The sequence below is a fragment of the Agarivorans sp. QJM3NY_25 genome (genome assembly GCF_050870875.2).
Lineage (GTDB): Bacteria > Pseudomonadota > Gammaproteobacteria > Enterobacterales > Celerinatantimonadaceae > Agarivorans.
The window spans coordinates 343,125-361,924 of record NZ_CP194041.2; the positions used below are offsets into that span (position 1 = coordinate 343,125).

The window sequence follows — 18,800 nt, forward strand, 5'->3', positions numbered from 1 at the left end:
ATTTTCTATGAGCGCTAGGTGAACTACAAGTGTTTATATTGGATTGTTCCAAGGCGGGGTGCCCTTTGGCTATGTTACTTACAGCTTTGTTATGATTTATCACTTATTATAGCGAGCGATTACTCGGTAGAGGAGCGGTTTGCCGCTAGAATCAACAAACCGACTCTAGACAGTGAACCACAGTCTTTCTACACTGAGTAATGTATTTATCACTTTAGTCACACGGAACGTTACTATGCTTAGGTCGTTATTTTCATTAAATTTTTCAATTCTACCTTGGCTAGCCTTGTTGGCTGTGACAAGTGCCGTGACCTTGCCTGCATATGCGCAGGGTAGTGAATCCCTCCCCCAAGATGAACAACATGTCGCACCGGTGAAGTCGTTTCCCCCGCAGCGAGTTGAGCATTATGCGATTGAGCGGCGCTTTGTGGGGCAGGTGATCGCCAAGCAGCGTGCAGACCTCGGGTTTGAGCTCGCGGGTAAAATTTCGAAAATCTTTGTCGATGAAGGGGATCGGGTTGAGCAAGGTGCTATCTTGATGCAGCTCGATACTGAATTATTAGAGATTGAGTTCATCGATTTACAGGCTCAATTACAACAAGTCGCCGCCGATGCCGCCTTAGTCAAAGCCAATTTAAAACGAGTGAAGTCGCTCAAAAGTGATGGTTACGCCTCCGCTCAGAGTGTTGATGAATTGGTTGCACAACAAAAATCGCTCAAAGCCAATAAGGCAAGAATTGATGCTTCAATTAAAGCCAACCGAACTCGCATTGAAAAATCTACTTTAATCGCCCCCTATACTGGCATCGTTGATAGTCGAACCGTGTCCGAGGGCGCGGTGGTGGGCGCTTCTCAGCCAGTTTTAACGGTGTTACAGCTGGGCGGCAATGAAGTGATCGTTGGTGTACCGGTGCGCTTATTAGCGCAAGTAGATTTGGCTAAACCTAGTTCTGTCACTGTGGCTAAACATGATTATTCAGTGGAGTTAGTGGCTTCTGGTGGACAAGTTGATCCAGTTTCCCGCACCGTTCAATTGCGTTTTGCGCTCCCTGAAGATGATCGCTTGGTGAGTGGGCAATTAGCTTATTTGCATGTGGTTGAAAGCGTTGAACAGCCGGGCTATTGGGTGCCGGTCAGTGCGATTGTTGATGGTATCCGTGGCTTATGGAATGTGTATGCGATTGTTGAGCAAAGTAATGGTGAATTTGTATTAGAGCGGCGCGATGTAAGCGTTCACTATGCGACCCAAGAGCAAGCTTTTGTGACTGGCGCCTTACAACCCGGAGAGTCGATTGTAGCGACCGGGATGCATCGCTATGTCCCGGGGCAACGAGTTCTACCCAGCTCATTTGTTGATGAGGCTAAATAATCATGATTGCCGCCATTTATAACAACGGACGTTTAATTGCGCTGCTGATTGCGTTGATTGTGGTTTCGGGGATTGGTGCGATTAGCACTTTACCGCGCAGCGAAGATCCTAAAATTACTAGTCGTTTTGCTAGTATTATTACCCAGTACCCGGGGGCTTCGGCAGAGCGAGTGGAAGCCTTAGTGACCGAACTCATCGAAAATAAAATTAGAAAATTGCCAGAAATAAAACTAGTGCAATCTTCTTCTCGACCTGGTTTCTCGGTGCTACAGGTGGAATTGAAAGACCAAGTGATGGAAGTTGTACCTGTATGGGCGCGGGTTCGTGATTTGGTTAGTGAATTGGCACCACAGTTACCGCTTGGTAGTTCGACTCCGCTGGTGGATGAAGACCGAGGCTATGCTTTTACCACTTTAATTGCACTGCGCTGGCAGGGGAAAAGTGAATCTGATTTAGCAATATTGGGGCGTTATGCGAAAGAATTACAGAACCGTTTGCGTAATATTGCGGGGACCGATTTTGTCGATGTGCAGGGGAATGGTGAAGAAGAAATTCTGGTCGAAATAGACCCCTATCAAGCTAGCGCTATCGGACTGAGTACCGAGCAAGTGTCGCAAATGATTGCTGCCGCTGATGCGAAAGTGTCGGCTGGTGAATTGACCAATAACAATACCCTGATGCAACTTGAGCTGGAAGGTGAGCTCGATTCTTTAGAGCGGATCCGCAGCATCCCTGTCGGCGCGAGCGCGAATGGCTTTGTTTATCACTTAGGCGATTTGGCGGAGGTGAGTCGACAGCTGAAATCCCCGCCGGAGCAAATTGCTGTGGTGGAACGCCAAGATGCGGTGGTGATCGGTGTTCGGATGTTGTCTGAATATCGGGTGGATCGGTGGAGCTCTCGAGTCAATCTGGCCTTGGAGGAATTTCAGCAGATACTACCAAGCAATGTAAGCGCCGAGGTTATTTTTGAGCAAGATGGCTATACCTCGACTCGTTTAGGGGAGTTGGTGATTAATGTATTGATCGGTTTTGCTATTATTGTGGTGGTTCTTTTACTTACCCTCGGTTGGCGTTCGGCCCTTATTGTTGGTTTATCTTTACCGCTCACGGTGATGTTTACCCTTGCGTGCATGAAATTCTACGGCTTGCCAATTCATCAAATGTCAGTAACCGGTTTGGTGGTTGCTCTGGGGATCATGGTTGATAATGCCATTGTTATGGCCGATACCGTTGCGCAAAAGCGCCAGCAAGGTAAATCGGGTTTACAGGCGGTAAAAGAATCGCTTAACCATCTTTGGCTGCCTTTACTTGGTTCCACCTTAACCACCATTTTGGCCTTTTTGCCCATCGTATTAATGCCGGGACCCGCCGGAGAATTTGTGAGTGGCATTGCCTTAAGCGTGATCTTCTCACTAATTGGCTCTTATTTTATTTCTCACACTTTAGTGGCCAGCTTTTCCGGACATTTTCTACCTTCTCATCAAAGTGCTGACCATTGGTATAATAAAGGGGTTCAGTTTGCTTGGTTAAGTAGAGCCTTTCAGGCCCTTTTACATGGCTGTTTGCGTTTTCCTAAATTGACTTTATTACTGGTTTCAGCCTTGCCTATTTATGGCTTTTACAGCGCTGGCGGTTTGACTGAGCAATTCTTCCCACCGTCTGATCGCGATATGTTTCAGATAGAGGTGTACATGGCACCACAGTCCAGCATTTATGCCACCGAGCATTTAACCGAGCAGTTAACTGAACATATGTATGCCAAGGACGGGATCAAATCTGTGAGTTGGTTTGTGGGGAATAATGCACCGTCGTTTTACTACAACTTAATGCCGCGTCAATTAGGGGCAAAAAACTATGCCCAAGCAATGATTAAAACCGATGATTTTCGTGCGGCCAATCGTTTGATCCCGCTCTTACAGGAAGAGTTTGATGCACAGTACCCACAAGCGCAAATTTTGGTACGCAAGTTAGAACAGGGGCCTCCTTTTAATGCTCCGATTGAATTGCGTGTATTTGGTCCCAATTTAGACCAACTTAAAGAATTGGGTGATCACTATCGGCGGATCCTCTCCGAGGTGCCAAACGTGACTCATACGCGTGCAACGTTGCTGGCCGGAACACCTAAGGTATGGCTTAAAGTCGATGAAGAAGCCTCGCGTTTAAGTGGCATGACCTTAACCCAAATAGCCAGTCAGCTACAAGCTAGCTTGCAAGGACTAATTAATGGCAGTGTTTTGGAGGGCAGTGAGTCCTTACCGGTAAGAATTCGTTTAGCCGATGAGCAGCGTAAAGAATTAGAAAATCTAGGCGATATTACTTTAACTAGTGAGATGGCTGGCAATATCCCTTTAGCTTCCCTAGCTGAGCTGGAAATTCGCCCAACTCGGGGTGAAGTGCCTCGACGCGACGGACGGCGGGTGAATGTGGTAGAAGGTTATTTACGCACCGATGTACTGCCCGAGGAAGTATTAGAAGCATTTAAGGCGAGGTTAGCGCAGGAGCAGGTCTTATTGCCCGTTGGTTATAGCTTAGAGTTTGGTGGGGAAGGTGCTGAGCGTAACGAAGCGGTTAATAACTTGCTCGCAAGTGTAGGTATTATCGCGGTGTTGTTGGTGACGGTGGTGGTTTTGTCATTTAACTCTTTCAGGTTGAGTTTTTTGATTATGGTGACAGCGATTCAAGCCGCAGGTTTGGGGCTGTTAAGTGTGTTCTTGGGCGGTTATCCTTTTGGCTTTACGGTTATTATTGGTTTATTAGGACTGATCGGTTTGGCGATTAATGCTGCTATTGTGATTGTGGCGGAACTGAAATCGGATGCTAAGGCCTGTGATGGCGATGCTGAAGCAATTTGTTTCGGGGTTCTCAGTTGTACTCGACATATTAGCTCGACCACCATTACAACGGTTGGTGGCTTTCTTCCTTTGATTTTAGAAGGGGGAGGCTTTTGGCCACCCTTCGCGGTTGCGATTGCTGGCGGCACGGTACTGACTACCATGTTGTCATTCTTTTTTGTACCCGTGGTATTTTCTATGATCGCCAAGGGAAAACGTAAGATCCCTTCCGTGGGTGAACCAACTATTGCCCATTAGTCTTGATTTGGATTAGGCTGTGATTGCTTCGATTTAGCCCGCATGAGAAGGGCTTTTCACAAATAACAAAGCCGCTATATAGCGGCTTTGTTATGAGAGGGCTTCGGGTTAAAAAGTGGGTGGGGTGGCGGCACTAATCAGTTCACACACCTCTTTGCTTTTATTGCGAAAACGATGTGGTTTGCGGGTTTCAAAATAGTAGGAGTCACCAGCTTTGAGAACCTTAGATTTGCTACCCACGGTGATTTCGATTTCACCACGGATAATAATGCCACCTTCTTCCCCTTCGTGTTGAATAAACTCGGTGCCAGTATCTGCACCTGCTGGATAGATCTCGCGTAAAATCGCTAGTTGTCGGCCAGTGTGTTTGCTCCCGACCAGTAGCATTTTAACTTTCCCATCCCCCAGATCCGTGAGTTCTTCAGCACTATAAAAAATCTTATCTTCGCTTTCCATTTCTAAGGTAAAGAATTCACCCATTGAAATCGGAATAGCGTCGAGGATTTTTTTTAGCGAACCCACTGAAGGATTCACTTGGTTTTGCTCAATTTGTGAAATCATGCTGTTGGTGACACCGCTTAATTTGGCTAATTCCCGCTGGGAAATCCCACGCATTAAGCGGATGCTTTTCAATCGTTTTCCAACATCCATTATAGCTTGTTCCTTGGTTGGTACCGATTAAGCACTGTTGCTCGCTCTCAAGTCGAGCAAACGACGTTTCTCGGCTCTGGCCATAATCCACCAGGCAATAAGAGTAGCGACAGATACTACACCAATAATCAGGGTAGCAAGTGCATTAATTTTGGGACTTACCCCTAATCTTACACTAGAAAACACCACCATCGGTAAGGTGGTTGCACTCGGGCCCGACACAAAGCTGGCAATAACTAAGTCGTCGAGCGACAAGGTGAAGGCGAGTAACCAACCAGCCACAATCGCTGGAAAAATCGTTGGCAGAGTAATCAAAAAGAATACTTTCAACGGCGTTGCGCCTAAATCCATGGCAGCTTCTTCGATGCTTTGATCGAGCTCCCGTAGCCGAGAGCTTACCACCACCGACACATAGGCAGTACAGAAGGTGACGTGAGCAATCCAAATGGTGAGCATGCCACGGTGACTAAATAGGTCGAATACCTGACTCAAAGCAATGAACAGCAATAACAAACTTAAACCAGTAATCACCTCGGGCATTACTAAGGGGGCGGTAATCATAAATGCGAAGCTGGTTTCACCTTTAAAGTTACCGAAACGGGTCATCGCAAAAGCGGCCATGGTACCAAGCACCACTGCTGCGCTCGCGGATAACACGCCAATGGTTAAACTTAGACTGATGCCATGCATTAGCAAGTCATCTTGGAAGAGTGCGCCGTACCACTTGGTGGAAAAGCCACTCCAGACCGTAACCAAGCGATTGGCGTTAAATGAGTAAATGATTAGGCTAAGAATTGGCAGGTAGAGAAAGGCTAAACCAACACTTAAAATGGCCCATTTCCACTTGCTTTTGTAAACCGGAATCGCGTTCATTAGCCGGCCTCCATTTCACGTTTCTGATAACGATAAAAGAATAATATTGGCACCATTAGCAACAGTAGCATCACCGATGCAACTGCCGAAGCGACTGGCCAATCTCGATTGTTAAAGAACTCTTGCCATAAAATTTTGCCGATCAAGATCGAATCTGGCCCACCGAGTAATTCTGGGATCACAAATTCACCAACTGCAGGGATGAACACTAACATTGAGCCGGCAACAATGCCCGACTTGGTCAATGGTAATAGGACTTTAAATAATACCGTGGCGGTCGAGGCACCTAAGTCTCTGGCGGCTTCGATGAGCGAGTAGTCGACTCGCATTAATGCGGTATAAAGTGGCAAAATCATAAACGGAAGATAGGTATAGACAATACCGATGTAGACCGCGGTATCGGTGTGCAATATGCGTAAGGGTTCATCGATTATACCGGTGTACAGCAGAATATTATTCAGGAAACCATTGTTTTTTAAAATCCCGATCCAAGCATAAACTCGGATCAGAAAGCTGGTCCATGAAGGTAAAATAATCAACATTAACAAGATATTGCGATTCGCTGGATTGGAGTGAACAATCGCCCACGCCATCGGAAAACCAATGATCAAACACAGCAGGGTGGAAATGCCTGCAATTTTTACAGATTGCAGATAGGAGCTTAAATAAAGGCCATCATTGACTAAATAGAAATAGTTACCGACATTGAGCAATATTTGGACCTGCTCATCGACCATCGTCACCAGTTGGCTATAAGGTGGGATCGCGATCATCGCCTCGGAAAAACTAATTTTAAAGACGATGAAAAATGGCAGTAAGAAAAATAGGAATAACCAAAAATAAGGCACGGCCAAGACCATGCAGCGACCTTTGGGAATCAATCGAGCGATACGTTGTCTGGTTTTGGAGGTGGCTAAAGTACTCATATTTTCAGTACCACGCAGCTGTCTGCCTGCCAACATAGATACACTGGGTCATTCCAAGTGGGCATATTGTTACGATGGCGACTGCTATTTGGCATCGCGGCGGTCACTCGTTTACCGCTAGCAAGACGCACATAATATATGGATTGGTTGCCGAGATAGGCGATGTCTTCGACCTTACCCTGACAAAGATTGTTGCTGCGCCCTTTGAGAGTCTTAAAAATACTTATTTTCTCGGGACGAACGGCAATCATGAAAGGCACGCCGGGCGCTGCCGATACCCCATGGTTGAGATGAATTGGGAAACCTAAGTCGGGACAATCGATCACCGCACTATCATTTTCGTTATTGCTGACCACGCCTTCAAAGATGTTTACCGAACCAATAAATTCGGCGCTGAAACGAGAATTTGGATACTCGTAAATTTCTTCCGGTTCACCGACCTGAATAAATTGTCCGCGGTTCATAATGGCGACGCGACTGGCCATGGTCATGGCTTCTTCTTGGTCGTGAGTCACCATCACACAGGTTGCGCCTACTTTTTCAAGAATATCAACTACTTCAAGTTGCATTTGGCCACGTAGTTTTTTATCTAGCGCACCCATCGGTTCGTCGAGTAATAACAGCTTGGGGCGTTTCGCCAGACTGCGGGCGAGCGCCACCCGTTGTCGCTGACCGCCGGAAAGTTGATGGGGTTTACGTTTGGCGTAAGCCGTCATATGCACCAGTTCTAGCATGTTGACGACAGTGTCTCTGATTTCAGTTTTCGAGAGCTTGTCTTGTTTGAGACCAAAGGCAATATTCTGTTCTACGCTCATGTGCGGAAATAAGGCATAGGACTGAAACATCATGTTGACAGGGCGTTGATGCGGCGGCACGTTAATTAATTCCTGGCCATCAAGAATAATCTTGCCTGCATTCGGCTGTTCAAAGCCGGCTAACATCCGAAGTAGCGTTGATTTACCACAGCCTGAAGCACCGAGTAGCGCGAAAATTTCACCTTTATTAATGGTTAGACTTACGTTATCGACGGCAATCGCGCCATCATAGTTTCTACTGATGTTTTCAATATGTAATAAGGGTTGTGGCGCCGGTGCATCTTTCACCGGCTCTACAGAAATATCTGGTACCGCCGCCATTGCGGATCCTCCATTAAGATATAAAAGCGCGCTTGCCACCCAACAGTGGCAAGCGTATTACTTAGTTTTGTAGAAATTTAGTCCAAGAGCGGGTCAGAGTTCGAGACACTTTCGCTGGCATAACTTTCGAGCCATAGAGCTTAGCTAAAGTCTCATCGCTTGGATAGATTCCTGGATGTGAAGTTATTTCTGGATCAACAAATTCTTTCGATGCAGGGGTTGGATTAGCGTACCAAACAAAGTTAGAGACCTCTGCAATCACCTTAGGCCGTAATAGATAGTTAATGAAGGCGTAGGCGTTCTCTTTGTGCGGTGCATCGGCTGGAATCGCCATTAGGTCAAACCAAGCCAAGGTACCTTCTTTGGGGATCTCATATTTTACATTGATGCCGTTGTCCGCTTCTGCTGCGCGATCCGAGGCTTGCAAGATATCACCCGACCAACCGATGGCCACACAAATATCACCATTGGCTAAATCGTTGATGAATTGCGAAGAGTGGAAATAAGTCACATAAGGACGTATTGATTTCAGTAGCTTATAGGCTTCCGAATTCTCTTTGTACTCTTTAATGTCGGTCGAATTTGGATCTTTACCGAGATAATGCAAGGCTGCACCATAAATTTCGGTGGGCGCATTGAGGAAAGCCACGCCACATTGTGACAGCTTCTCCATATACTCTGGTTTAAAGACTAAGTCCCAGCTGTTCACTGGGGCGTCATCACCTAATACCTGTTTTACTTTATCGACGTTATAACCAATACCAGTGGTTCCCCAAAGGTAAGGGACGGCATAGAGGTTTCCTGGGTCAGAAGTGTCACTCAACATGCTCATAATCTTCGGATCGAGGTTGCTGTAGTTACTGAGCTTGCTTTTATCCAATTTCATAAACGCACCAGCCTGTGCTTGGCGGGCGAGAAAGTCTGAAGAGGGAACCACAATATCAAAGCCGGTTGAACCAGATAGTATTTTTGCCTCTAATACTTCGTTTGAGTCAAATACATCGTAGACTACTTTAATGCCAGTTTCGGCCTCAAAATTAGCGATGGTATCTTCGGCAATATAGTCAGACCAGTTGTACACATTCAGGACTTTATCTTCTGCGGCCTGCACGTTTATGGCGGTGGCAGCTAAAATCGAAGCAAGCGTTAGCTTCACTGTTGCTTTGTTCATCATTGTTCTCCAATTCCTTGAGGTGATTCTCGTACTGCTTCCCGGATTAACTCAATGCTCGTAGAGTGTCATCCAAACTTTGTTTCGCCAGTGTGATTAACTGATCTATTTGTGATTTTGTTATTATGAGTGGCGGCGAAATGATCATCGTTTCGCCGCAAGCACGCATGATTAAACCATTGTTTATACAAAAGTCTCTACATACTGTGCCTGCATTTAAGTGTTTAGCAAAGCGTTGCTTGGTGGTTTTGTCGGCGACTAATTCTAAGGCGCCTACTAGGCCCTTACTGCGGGCTTCTCCAACAATTGGGTGCTCAGCTAATTCCTGCCAACGTTTGGCTAGATAGGGCGCGGTTTCTTCACGTACCGTCTGAATAATGTTCTCCTGTTGCAGGATGCGAATATTTTCCAGTGCGACCGCACAGGCGGCGGGATGGCCGGAGTAGGTGAAACCATGGGCAAACTCTTGGTCAGCTTCGGTTAGTATCTGGGAAACGTCATCAGACACCATCACCGCACCTAGCGGTAGATAGCCGGAGGTAATCCCTTTCGCCATACACATCAAATCCGGTTTAATATTAAAGGTTTGACTGGCAAACCATTCACCGGTGCGACCAAAGCCACATATCACTTCGTCAACGATCAATAAGATATCGTATTGATCGCAGATCCGTTGAATCTCGGGCCAATAGCTGTCGGGAGGAATAATCACCCCCCCCGCACCTTGGATTGGTTCGGCAATAAAGGCGGCGACTTTGTCTTCACCTAGTTCGAGAATCTTTTGCTCTAACTGACGCGCTCGCTCTAGGCCAAACTGCTCTGGGTCTTGGCCTTGGCCTTCGGTAAACCAATAAGGTTGGTCGATGTGGCAAATATTCGGTAGCGGCAGACCGCCTTGCGCATGCATAAAGTTCATCCCACCAAGGCTGGCACCAGCCATGGTACTACCGTGGTAAGCATTATTACGGCTAATAATTTCTAGCTTTTCGGGTTGACCTTTACTCGCCCAGTAATGACGAACCATTCGCACTACCGTGTCGTTACACTCAGAGCCAGAGCCTGTGAAAAAAGCGTGATTTAGCCCTTCCGGGGTGAGTTCGGCCAATACCGTTGCTAATTCGACCGCTGGTTTATGAGTGGTTTGAAAAAATAGATTGTAATAAGGAAGTTGCTGCATTTGTTTGGCGGCGGCATCGACCAGTTCTTGGCGACCGTAGCCCAAATTCACACACCACAAGCCAGCCATCGCATCGAGCAGTTTATTCCCTTCACTGTCGTATACATAAATTCCGTCACCACGCTCAATCACCTTTGCGCCTTTGGCATTTAGCTCTTTAAAATTAGTAAAAGGGTGCAAGCAATGCGCGCTGTCTTGTTGCTGGATTGTCAAAGTTGCTGTGTTCATTTGGCCTCCTGTGGCTGATTGAATGAATGGCTTAGACGTTGAGTAATAAAAACTCTCGTTCCCAAGAACTAATAACTTTGAAAAATGTTTGATATTCTTTGCGTTTTACCGCGACATAACAGCCAATAAAACGCTCACCCAAAATTTCTTTCAGTTCATCACATTGTTCCAGTTCGACCAAGGCAGCTTCTAAATTCCCTGGCAGAGTGTAGCGATCTTCACTGACGTCACCGACTTCTTGCGCCGAAGGTTTGAGTTTTTTCTTCATGCCGATATAACCACAAGCCAAAGTTAAGGCCATGGCTAAATAAGGGTTGGCATCGGCCCCTGCAAAGCGGTTTTCGACTCGGCGATTACGCGCTCCGGAGAGTGGCACTCGCAAGCCCACGGTGCGGTTGTCAATTCCCCACTGCAGGTTGATCGGTGCTGAATCGCCAAACATGAGTCGGCGATAACTGTTTACGTTGGGCGCATAGAAGGCAATGCTGGCAGGGGTGAACTGTTGTAAACCTGCGATATAACTTAAAAATAAATCGCTGTTGCTACCATCGCTGTTGGCAAATAAGTTATTGCCATCCATATCTTCCAAACTTTGGTGGATATGCATCGCACTGCCAGGTTCTTCTTCCATTGGCTTCGCCATGAAGGTGGCATAGGTATCGTGTTGCAATGCGGCTTCGCGCATGGTGCGTTTAAATAAAAATACTTGGTCACAGGCCAAAACGGGTTCGCCGTGATCGAAATTGATTTCCATTTGTGCGGCACCAGACTCGTGTACCAAGGTGTCCACTTCGATCCCTTGTGCTTCGCAATAGTCATACATATCTTCGAATAAGGGGTCAAATTCGTTTACGGCATCGATGCTAAAGGATTGGCGAGCTGTTTCAGGACGGCCATTACGACCGATTGGTGGTTCGAGAGGATAATCCCAATCGAGATTCTTTTTGACTAAGAAAAATTCTAGTTCGGGCGCTACAATTGGCTTCCAACCTTCTTTTTCATAGAGGGCTAGCACTTTTTTGAGAACCGAACGAGGTGCCATATCAACTAATTCGCCGTTGCTTTTGTAGCAATCATGAATTAACTGAGCGGTTGGCTCTTTAGCCCAAGGAACAAAACGCAGGCTATCGCAGTCCGGCTCTAAGCTCATGTCTTTTTCGGTCCAATCAAACAATTCTACATCGTCGTCAGGCCAGTCCCCGGTAACCGTTTGGTAAAAGATCGACTCTGGTAGTCGCATCCCTCCTTCTTTCAGGTATTTATTTGCGGGGATAATTTTCCCTCTCGCATTCCCCGTAATATCGGGAATTAGACACTCAACCTCGGTTATCCGGTTTTCTGCAAACCACTTCCTGACCTTATCCATAATCACCTGTCATCGTCTGTTTAGTAAAACGTGGCAAAAACACTTGCTGTTGGATTTTTGCTCCGTGCTAATAAGATTTGTCATGAAATGGGATGAATGTCAACCTAGTGTTAAATAAAAACTAAATTTATCGGTTTTTATTGCCGATCCAGCAAAAAAGTTTGCATTATAATTAACACTATGGTGTAAATTTAAAAGGTATAAGGGATGCTTTTATCAGGGGACTGTTAATTATGTTGAAACACCAACCGCAAACGCAGCGAATTACGCGGGTTGAACAAGTACAAAAATTTCTTGACGCTCACCCTCGTTTAGAAAGTATCGATTTGATGCTTTCAGATATGAATGGGGTGATCCGTGGTAAGCGTATTGAACCCGCTTCATTGCTGAAGATTGCCAACGAAGGTATGTGTTTACCCGCTTCGGTTTTTGCCTTGGATATTTGTGGGGAAACGGTTGAAGAAACTGGTTTGGGGTTTATGCAGGGAGATGGTGATCGAATATGCCAGTTGCTGCCGCATAGTTTAAGTTTGGTCCCCTGGAAGGAAAACTCAGCACAGGCCTTATTGACGATGTATGAGGTGGATGGTCGCCCATTTTTTGCAGATCCTCGTCAGCTATTAAGTAAAACCTTAGCAGGATTACATCAGCAACAATGCTATCCCTGTGTTGCTATCGAATGGGAATTCTATCTACTCGACGCGCAAGCCGATACCGAACAGCCGCTACCCCCTCTGTTACCGTTGTCTCAACAACGGATGGAGCAAACTCAAGTATACTCATTGGATGAATTAGACGAATTCGCTGCGTTTATCAAAGATATTCAAGCCTACTGTCATACCCAAAATATCCCGAGTGATAACGTCATCGCCGAATATGCTCCCGGTCAATTTGAAGTCACTTTACAGCATCAGACTGATCCTTTGCTGGCTTGTGATCAAGCGATCCTCTTAAAGCGTGCCATTAAGGCGGTGGCCAAAGAGCATGGTTATGTGGCAACCTTCATGGCAAAACCCTACGCTGAGCATTCGGGCAATGGTTGCCATGTGCATATCAGTATGTTGGACGACGCAGGGAATAACCGCTTTGCAGAAGACCAAGTTTTGCTGGAGCAGGCTTTGGCCGGGCTATTAGAAACCATGCCACAGGCGATTGCCTTGCTGGCCCCTAATGCAAACTCTTATCGTCGCTTTCAACCCGACATGTTTGTTCCATTAAAGGCGACTTGGGGCTGGGATAACCGAACCGTGGCGCTACGCATCCCCTCGGGAACCAAAGCCAATACTCGGATTGAACATCGGGTTTCTGGCGCAGATTGTAATCCGTACATTGTGGTGGCCGCATTATTTGCGGGTATTCAGCACGGCATTGAACAGCAATTGGTTTGTCCTGCGGCAGTTACCGGTGATGCGACCTATGTAGACGCCTGCGAATTACCCACGTCTTGGGAGCAGGCCTTACAAGTATTTTATCAGTCGACTCTCTGGGACTTGCTGGGAGAAGATTTTAGCCACGTTTACCACGCCAATAAACTCAATGAATGGCAACGTTTTGAGGCACAGGTGACGCCGTTGGAGCAGCAATGGTATCAGCAAATGGTATAAATTCCAGATTCAAGCTGAGGCAAGGATAGCAACGCTTTCGTAATGACATCAAAGGTGAGTAAATGAAACAGCAACATGCTAATTCGTATTATGCGGCGAGTGCAAATTTGCAACTCGATTATCCGCAATTAGCGGGTGATCATCAGGCCGATATTTGCGTTGTCGGTGCCGGTATCACCGGCGCGACTACGGCCCTAGAGTTAGCCGAGAAAGGTTATAAGGTGATCTTACTTGAGGGCGAGCGCGTCGCTTGGGGCGCCTCTGGACGCAGTGGAGGGCAGGCGATTTTTGGATGGGCCGCCGAGCAATCCACCTTGGAAAAAATGATGGGTAAAGACGATGCCAAGAATATGTGGGATCTGTCGGTCGAATCGCTTGCCGTGACTAAACAAAACATTGCCAAGTATAACATTGATTGTGACTGGCAAGATGGGCAAAGCCATGTCGCGATTAAGCCTCGCCATGTGAAAGAGCTGAAAGCTTGGCAGGCCCAGCTCAGTGATGATTATGGTTACCAGGGCTTGCAATATTGGGAGCAGGATCAGCTTAAAGAGCAACTGGCGAGTCCGCGCTACTTGGGGGCTTTATTCGATCCTAATAGTGGTCACTTACATCCGCTCAATTATACTCTTGGTTTGGTCAAAGCTGCCGAATTAGCGGGTGTATCAGTTTACGAGGCAAGTAAAGTCACTAAGATTGAACACGGGACTAAAGTGACTTTAAGTACTGCTCAGGGGAAAGTGACTTGTTCTCATGTGGTGCTTGCCTGCAACGCTTACATGGAAGGTCTGAATAGCAAGCTGGAAAGCAGAGTGATGCCAGTGGGTACTTATATTTGTGCCACTAAACCGCTTGGCGAGGAACGCATTCGTAGCTTGATTAAAAATAATATGGCGGTGTGTGATATTAATTTCGTGCTCGACTATTATCGCTGTTCGGCTGACCACCGGATGTTATTTGGTGGCCGAGTGAGTTATTCCGGAGTGCAGCCACGAGATTTAGCGAAAACCATGAAACAACGCATGGACTGGGTATTTCCGCAGTTGGCTAATGAGCCAGTGGAATTTGCCTGGGGCGGTAATGTCGGCATTACCATCAACCGTGCACCGCACTTTGGCAAGCTTGCGCCAAATGTGTATTTTGCTCAGGGTTTCTCTGGACATGGTATTGCGGCCACTGGCTTGGCTGGCAAACTGATGGCGGAGTCGATTATGGCAACTTCGGAACGTTTTGATATCTTCGATAAGATCCCGCATATGCCTTTCCCTGGTGGTCGTTTACTGCGCACTCCTGCACTAGTCATGGCGATGACCTATTATCGCTTACGCGATTTATTATAGTGAGCGCTTGAGCGCTGCAGCTTAGCCGCTTGCAGCGCTGACTTTCTCGGCACTCGCCGCGAATTCATGGCTGACACAAAAATCAAATCTTAGTCTTCAAATACAACAACTATCGCTATAATGAGGCCAATTATTACCCATTAGGATTTGGTTATGGCAGCATTAGCAATTCATCAATTCTTCCCTCAGGCGAGTCAATTAGTTTACGGTTGTATGGGGCTTGGCGGCAGCTGGGATGCTACGCCTTATGGCCCTGAACATCTGGCGCAGGCGCATGCGGCCGTTGATGCCGCCTTAGAAATAGGCATTAACTATTTCGATCATGCCGACATTTACACGCTGGGTAAGGCCGAGCAAGTATTTGGTCAGGTTCTGGCTGAGCGTTCGCAGTTGCGCCAGCAGATTATTTTGCAAACCAAATGTGCGATCCGTTTTGCCGATGAGCAATGGTGTGGGCGTTACGATTGGTCAGCGGATTATATTCGACAGAGCGTCGAAGCATCGCTCAAGCGCCTACAAACTGAATATATCGACGTGTTGATGCTACACCGCCCCGACCCTCTGGCGGAAATGGATGAAGTGGCCGCGACTCTGCAGCAGCTTAAAGAGAGCGGTAAGGTGCGGCAGTTTGCGGTATCGAATATGAGCGGTGCACAAATCGCTTACCTGCAAGCTGCGCTAGGCTTTCCTCTGGTGGCAAATCAGCTGGAGCTCAGTTTAACGAAGTTAGATTGGCTGAATCATAGTGTGGCAGTGAATGATGAGCAGGTCAGAGGCCATAGCTTTACTGCTGGCACCATAGAATATTGCGCTATCAACAAGCTGCAAGTGCAGGCCTGGGGCAGTTTATGTCGCGGTTTATTTAGTGGCGCCGATCTTTCGCAAGCCAGTCAGGCGCAGCGCGATACGGCAGCTTTAGTGCGCCAGTATGCCGAACAATATGGTTGCTCGCCCGAGGCCATGGTTCTTGCTTGGTTAATGCGCCATCCGGCAGCGATTCAGCCTGTGATTGGCAGTACCCATGTGGGTCGGATCCGCGCTTGTGCCGATGCGACTAAGGTTCAGCTGAGTCGTGAACAATGGTATCAACTGTTTGTCACTTCGCGAGGCCAAGCTTTGCCTTAGCCGATTTGCTTGGCTGATATTATTGAAGCAAGGCTGATGAGGCTGCTTGCTTGAGCCGGGCTAATAATTGGTATAAGCCATAAGCGATCGGTAGGCTTAATAGCGCCGTGGAAAGCGGCATGATTAACCAAATCCCCGTTACCCCAAAGTTTGTGGGAAGCAATAGCATGAAGGGGAGTTGGATCACCATGTTGGCTAATGAGATCAGGTTGGCGCGATTTGCTTTATTGATGGCTTGATAAACCATGGCGGAGGTGAAAATTAGGCCGTCGAGAGGCATGGCCCACAAATGTAGGCGGATCCCAGCCACGGTGGCTTGGCGTAGCGCGGGGTCATCCTGGTTGAAAATCCCGACACTCAATTCGCTAAATAGATTCATCAACAACACCGCGAGTAAACCAGAACCAATGATAATGCTAAAGCCGAGCTGCATGATTTTGAGCATGTTGTGATAGCGTTGTGCACCATAGTTGTAGGAGAGCAGCGGCTGCATGCCATTGGCAAAACCTTCAGCGATAAAGTAATAGATGACACTGAGGTAAAGCACAATGGCATAGGCACCAGTCTCGGTGACTGTGCCATAACGTAGAAATAGCCAATTATGAACTACGGTAATAAAGGCAGTATATAGCGCGGTTAAGAAACTACTGAAGCCAAGGTTGGTAATACGTACCAGTTCACGAGGCTGTAATACAAATCCGCGCCATTGGAAGTGCAGTTCACTAAGATCCGACAGAAAATAGGCGAGAGCCAATGTGATTACCAACGCCTGTGCGCCAAGCGTGGCATAGGCGGCTCCCGCGAGCCCCCAATCAAAGCAAACAATCAACAGATAATCCAACAGGATGTTCGTTAAGGCGCCAAGTATCATCAGTAAGGTAGCCAAATTTGGCGAATGATCGTTGCGTATCAAAATGGGTAAGGCTGTACTGCCTAGTACAATTAACGAGCCTTGGCCCATAATGCTAAGGTAGTGCTCGCCCATCCGTGTAATTTCTGCCTCCGCCCCTTGCAGGGTAATAGGGCTGATCCCCAGCACCGCTAATACGCTGCATATGACAGCGGCAAGCAATAGCAGCATCAGCAGGGCATGGCTGAGTAACTGTTGAGCGCGTCGTTGTTCGCCTTGACCGCAGGCGATCGATATTAAACTCCCTGCTCCTACGCCCACCATTAAGCCAAATCCACTAACCACAAAAATGAGCGGCCAAACGAGATTAATAGCGGCTAAACCAGAGGCCCCCAGTACCTGACCAATAAACATGCCGTCTACGATTAGATAAATCCCGTTGACGACCATGGCGACGACCGAGGGGATGGAGTAGCGCCAGAACTGCTGGTGGATATTGGACTGAAGCATCAGTTGTTATACCGTGTAATCGTGACCGCCGGTGTGGACTTGGTGGTGTCCTCTTGGATGTTTATGCGACGTTCAAAGGTTTTAAAAGCGAACTCATCATCGGTGTTCAATTTGCGCAGGTATATGCTATTGTTTTTTAAGCTGATTTAGCTTGATTCTGCAACTAATTGTTGCTCCAGTTGCTGCGAATAAGCGTTGGCTTTTAAACCGTAAATAATTTGTAGGTTATTTTGATCGAGGATTACCACGCCGATGGCGCCTTGCATCTTTAATTTGTTTGAGTCTACTAAGCTCATATCTTTGATGCATAGGCGCAAGCGGGTGGTGCAAGCCATGGTCGAGATGATGTTGTTTAAGCCTCCAACGGCTTGAACAATTAATGCAAGTTCTTCATCCAGATTGGGATTGATACTGGTGAGGGTGGAAAGTAATGAACGTATTTTTTGCAACCGTGTTTTCATTCGCTAATCACTCGCTCCGAATTGATGCCTACCCATACAGCAGTTGGTGTGAAAGAAAGTGATCGTATCTTAGCTTATTTGATCATCAGGTCATATGTCTCGAGCTATAAAATCAAAGCTTATTCTCTGTCGTTTAGTGAGTATTTCTGCGGTGGTTTCTGGTACGCATAGCCAGGTTTTTTAAAGGATTGGCTAAAAACTCTTCGATTGGCAGTTTTTTTATAAAATGTCTGGACAGAGGGCAGCGAACACCCTAACATACGCCTCCGCCAGCATTGAGCACCCGTAGCTCAGCTGGATAGAGCGTCGCCCTCCGGAGGCGAAGGTCACAGGTTCGACTCCTGTCGGGTGCGCCATTTCGAAGGAAGATGCTCTGGTACTCAGTGGTGGGTATAGCTCAGTTGGTAGAGCCCCGGATTGTGATTCCGGTTGTCGTGGGTTCAAACCCCATTACTCACCCCATTATTTAGGTGTAGCGAATTTCGTTGCGACCGAAACAGGCAAAGTTAAGCCTTGGGATAATTTTCTGAAATTAGCTAAAATAAATGATAGAAAAAGCGCAGCTTGGTAGCGCATCATCGCGAAGCTCATTAAGAGTGGGACCAGAGCTTTGGTTTCTGGTTAAATATCAAGCACAAAATTATCGGTGATTAGCGCAGCTTGGTAGCGCATCTGGTTTGGGACCAGAGGGTCGGGAGTTCGAATCTCTCATCACCGACCACCTTCATAAAAGCCCCGTCAGCAATGACGGGGCTTTTTTGCTAATTACGACAATGTATTCGCATACGGAGGCGAAATCCCTGAACTGTTAACTGAAAGCATGCGAGCTCGATGCTCATCTTATACCAAGCTAACTCATTATCTGGTCATTCTTGCTCGCCTAAATCACCGCTAACTGATTGATGTATATTGTAATTAGATCCA

At 47.0% G+C, this 18,800-nt stretch carries 14 protein-coding genes and 3 tRNA genes; 8 read left to right on the top strand and 9 right to left on the bottom strand.

What is annotated here, in order from left to right:
* Window positions 1-235 precede the first annotated feature (235 nt).
* Window positions 236-1,369 carry an efflux RND transporter periplasmic adaptor subunit gene (locus ACRRSW_RS01525; RefSeq protein ID WP_432460684.1) on the top strand — a complete coding sequence of 378 codons (1,134 nt, stop codon included), beginning with the start codon at window positions 236-238 and terminating at the stop codon, window positions 1,367-1,369.
* A gap of 2 nt (window positions 1,370-1,371) precedes the next feature.
* Window positions 1,372-4,458 (top strand): efflux RND transporter permease subunit, encoded by a 3,087-nt coding sequence (locus tag ACRRSW_RS01530; RefSeq protein ID WP_432460685.1) that lies wholly within the window; start codon window positions 1,372-1,374, stop codon window positions 4,456-4,458.
* Window positions 4,459-4,566: 108 nt separating this feature from the next.
* On the opposite strand, the gene ACRRSW_RS01535 is transcribed toward ACRRSW_RS01530, so the two are convergent.
* The 7 genes from ACRRSW_RS01535 to ACRRSW_RS01565 all read right to left on the bottom strand — a co-directional run bounded on the left by ACRRSW_RS01535 (window position 4,567) and on the right by ACRRSW_RS01565 (window position 11,986).
* Window positions 4,567-5,109 (bottom strand): cupin domain-containing protein, encoded by a 543-nt coding sequence (locus tag ACRRSW_RS01535; protein ID WP_432454954.1) that lies wholly within the window; start codon window positions 5,107-5,109, stop codon window positions 4,567-4,569.
* A 27-nt stretch (window positions 5,110-5,136) separates the two neighbouring features.
* Window positions 5,137-5,982, bottom strand: a complete 846-nt coding sequence (locus ACRRSW_RS01540; protein ID WP_432454953.1) for an ABC transporter permease subunit — start codon at window positions 5,980-5,982, stop codon at window positions 5,137-5,139.
* The gene (gene potH / locus ACRRSW_RS01545; RefSeq protein ID WP_432454952.1) at window positions 5,982-6,908 is read right to left on the bottom strand and encodes a putrescine ABC transporter permease PotH; all 927 of its coding nucleotides are present in this window, start codon (window positions 6,906-6,908) and stop codon (window positions 5,982-5,984) included. Before potH ends, ACRRSW_RS01540 begins: the two co-directional genes overlap by 1 nt.
* Entirely contained in the window at window positions 6,905-8,044 is a 1,140-nt protein-coding gene (gene potG, locus ACRRSW_RS01550; RefSeq protein ID WP_432454951.1) for a putrescine ABC transporter ATP-binding subunit PotG, read from the bottom strand. The genes potH and potG overlap by 4 nt, the downstream gene beginning before the upstream one ends.
* Before the next feature lie 61 nt (window positions 8,045-8,105).
* The gene (locus ACRRSW_RS01555; RefSeq protein ID WP_432460686.1) at window positions 8,106-9,218 is read right to left on the bottom strand and encodes an extracellular solute-binding protein; all 1,113 of its coding nucleotides are present in this window, start codon (window positions 9,216-9,218) and stop codon (window positions 8,106-8,108) included.
* A gap of 43 nt (window positions 9,219-9,261) precedes the next feature.
* Window positions 9,262-10,620, bottom strand: a complete 1,359-nt coding sequence (locus ACRRSW_RS01560) for an aspartate aminotransferase family protein (RefSeq protein ID WP_432460687.1) — start codon at window positions 10,618-10,620, stop codon at window positions 9,262-9,264.
* Window positions 10,621-10,651: 31 nt separating this feature from the next.
* Complete coding sequence (locus ACRRSW_RS01565) at window positions 10,652-11,986, bottom strand: glutamine synthetase family protein (protein WP_432460688.1); 1,335 nt, start codon at window positions 11,984-11,986, stop codon at window positions 10,652-10,654.
* A gap of 233 nt (window positions 11,987-12,219) precedes the next feature.
* Here ACRRSW_RS01565 and ACRRSW_RS01570 point away from each other — a divergent pair, with 233 nt between their 5' ends.
* From ACRRSW_RS01570 to ACRRSW_RS01580, 3 genes are all read left to right on the top strand, one after another.
* A complete protein-coding gene (locus ACRRSW_RS01570) occupies window positions 12,220-13,590 on the top strand; it encodes a glutamine synthetase family protein (RefSeq protein WP_432460689.1) in 1,371 nt (456 codons plus the stop codon).
* Between the two features lie 62 nt (window positions 13,591-13,652).
* The gene (locus ACRRSW_RS01575; protein ID WP_432460690.1) at window positions 13,653-14,930 is read left to right on the top strand and encodes an NAD(P)/FAD-dependent oxidoreductase; all 1,278 of its coding nucleotides are present in this window, start codon (window positions 13,653-13,655) and stop codon (window positions 14,928-14,930) included.
* A 153-nt stretch (window positions 14,931-15,083) separates the two neighbouring features.
* On the top strand, window positions 15,084-16,055 hold the full coding sequence (locus tag ACRRSW_RS01580; RefSeq protein WP_432460691.1) for an aldo/keto reductase: 972 nt from the start codon (window positions 15,084-15,086) through the stop codon (window positions 16,053-16,055).
* 19 nt (window positions 16,056-16,074) lie between these two features.
* Here ACRRSW_RS01580 and ACRRSW_RS01585 read toward each other — a convergent pair whose 3' ends face one another.
* Complete coding sequence (locus tag ACRRSW_RS01585) at window positions 16,075-17,415, bottom strand: MATE family efflux transporter (RefSeq protein ID WP_432460692.1); 1,341 nt, start codon at window positions 17,413-17,415, stop codon at window positions 16,075-16,077.
* Window positions 17,416-17,561: 146 nt separating this feature from the next.
* Window positions 17,562-17,876 (bottom strand): glucose PTS transporter subunit EIIB, encoded by a 315-nt coding sequence (locus ACRRSW_RS01590; protein ID WP_432460693.1) that lies wholly within the window; start codon window positions 17,874-17,876, stop codon window positions 17,562-17,564.
* A gap of 279 nt (window positions 17,877-18,155) precedes the next feature.
* Here ACRRSW_RS01590 and ACRRSW_RS01595 point away from each other — a divergent pair.
* The 3 genes from ACRRSW_RS01595 to ACRRSW_RS01605 all read left to right on the top strand — a co-directional run bounded on the left by ACRRSW_RS01595 (window position 18,156) and on the right by ACRRSW_RS01605 (window position 18,597).
* Window positions 18,156-18,232 (top strand) — tRNA-Arg (locus ACRRSW_RS01595).
* Between the two features lie 30 nt (window positions 18,233-18,262).
* Window positions 18,263-18,338: transfer RNA gene (locus ACRRSW_RS01600), tRNA-His, on the top strand.
* A gap of 182 nt (window positions 18,339-18,520) precedes the next feature.
* Window positions 18,521-18,597, top strand: a tRNA-Pro gene (locus tag ACRRSW_RS01605).
* The last annotated feature ends 203 nt before the right edge of the window (window positions 18,598-18,800 follow it).

Coding starts and splice junctions, on each gene's coding strand:
- ACRRSW_RS01525 (WP_432460684.1), top strand. CDS start 236: ATGCTTAGGTCGTTATTTTCATTAAATTTTTCAATTCTACCTTGGCTA.
- ACRRSW_RS01530 (WP_432460685.1), top strand. CDS start 1,372: ATGATTGCCGCCATTTATAACAACGGACGTTTAATTGCGCTGCTGATT.
- ACRRSW_RS01535 (WP_432454954.1), bottom strand. CDS start 5,109: ATGGATGTTGGAAAACGATTGAAAAGCATCCGCTTAATGCGTGGGATT.
- ACRRSW_RS01540 (WP_432454953.1), bottom strand. CDS start 5,982: ATGAACGCGATTCCGGTTTACAAAAGCAAGTGGAAATGGGCCATTTTA.
- potH (WP_432454952.1), bottom strand. CDS start 6,908: ATGAGTACTTTAGCCACCTCCAAAACCAGACAACGTATCGCTCGATTG.
- potG (WP_432454951.1), bottom strand. CDS start 8,044: ATGGCGGCGGTACCAGATATTTCTGTAGAGCCGGTGAAAGATGCACCG.
- ACRRSW_RS01555 (WP_432460686.1), bottom strand. CDS start 9,218: ATGATGAACAAAGCAACAGTGAAGCTAACGCTTGCTTCGATTTTAGCT.
- ACRRSW_RS01560 (WP_432460687.1), bottom strand. CDS start 10,620: ATGAACACAGCAACTTTGACAATCCAGCAACAAGACAGCGCGCATTGC.
- ACRRSW_RS01565 (WP_432460688.1), bottom strand. CDS start 11,986: ATGGATAAGGTCAGGAAGTGGTTTGCAGAAAACCGGATAACCGAGGTT.
- ACRRSW_RS01570 (WP_432460689.1), top strand. CDS start 12,220: ATGTTGAAACACCAACCGCAAACGCAGCGAATTACGCGGGTTGAACAA.
- ACRRSW_RS01575 (WP_432460690.1), top strand. CDS start 13,653: ATGAAACAGCAACATGCTAATTCGTATTATGCGGCGAGTGCAAATTTG.
- ACRRSW_RS01580 (WP_432460691.1), top strand. CDS start 15,084: ATGGCAGCATTAGCAATTCATCAATTCTTCCCTCAGGCGAGTCAATTA.
- ACRRSW_RS01585 (WP_432460692.1), bottom strand. CDS start 17,415: ATGCTTCAGTCCAATATCCACCAGCAGTTCTGGCGCTACTCCATCCCC.
- ACRRSW_RS01590 (WP_432460693.1), bottom strand. CDS start 17,876: ATGAAAACACGGTTGCAAAAAATACGTTCATTACTTTCCACCCTCACC.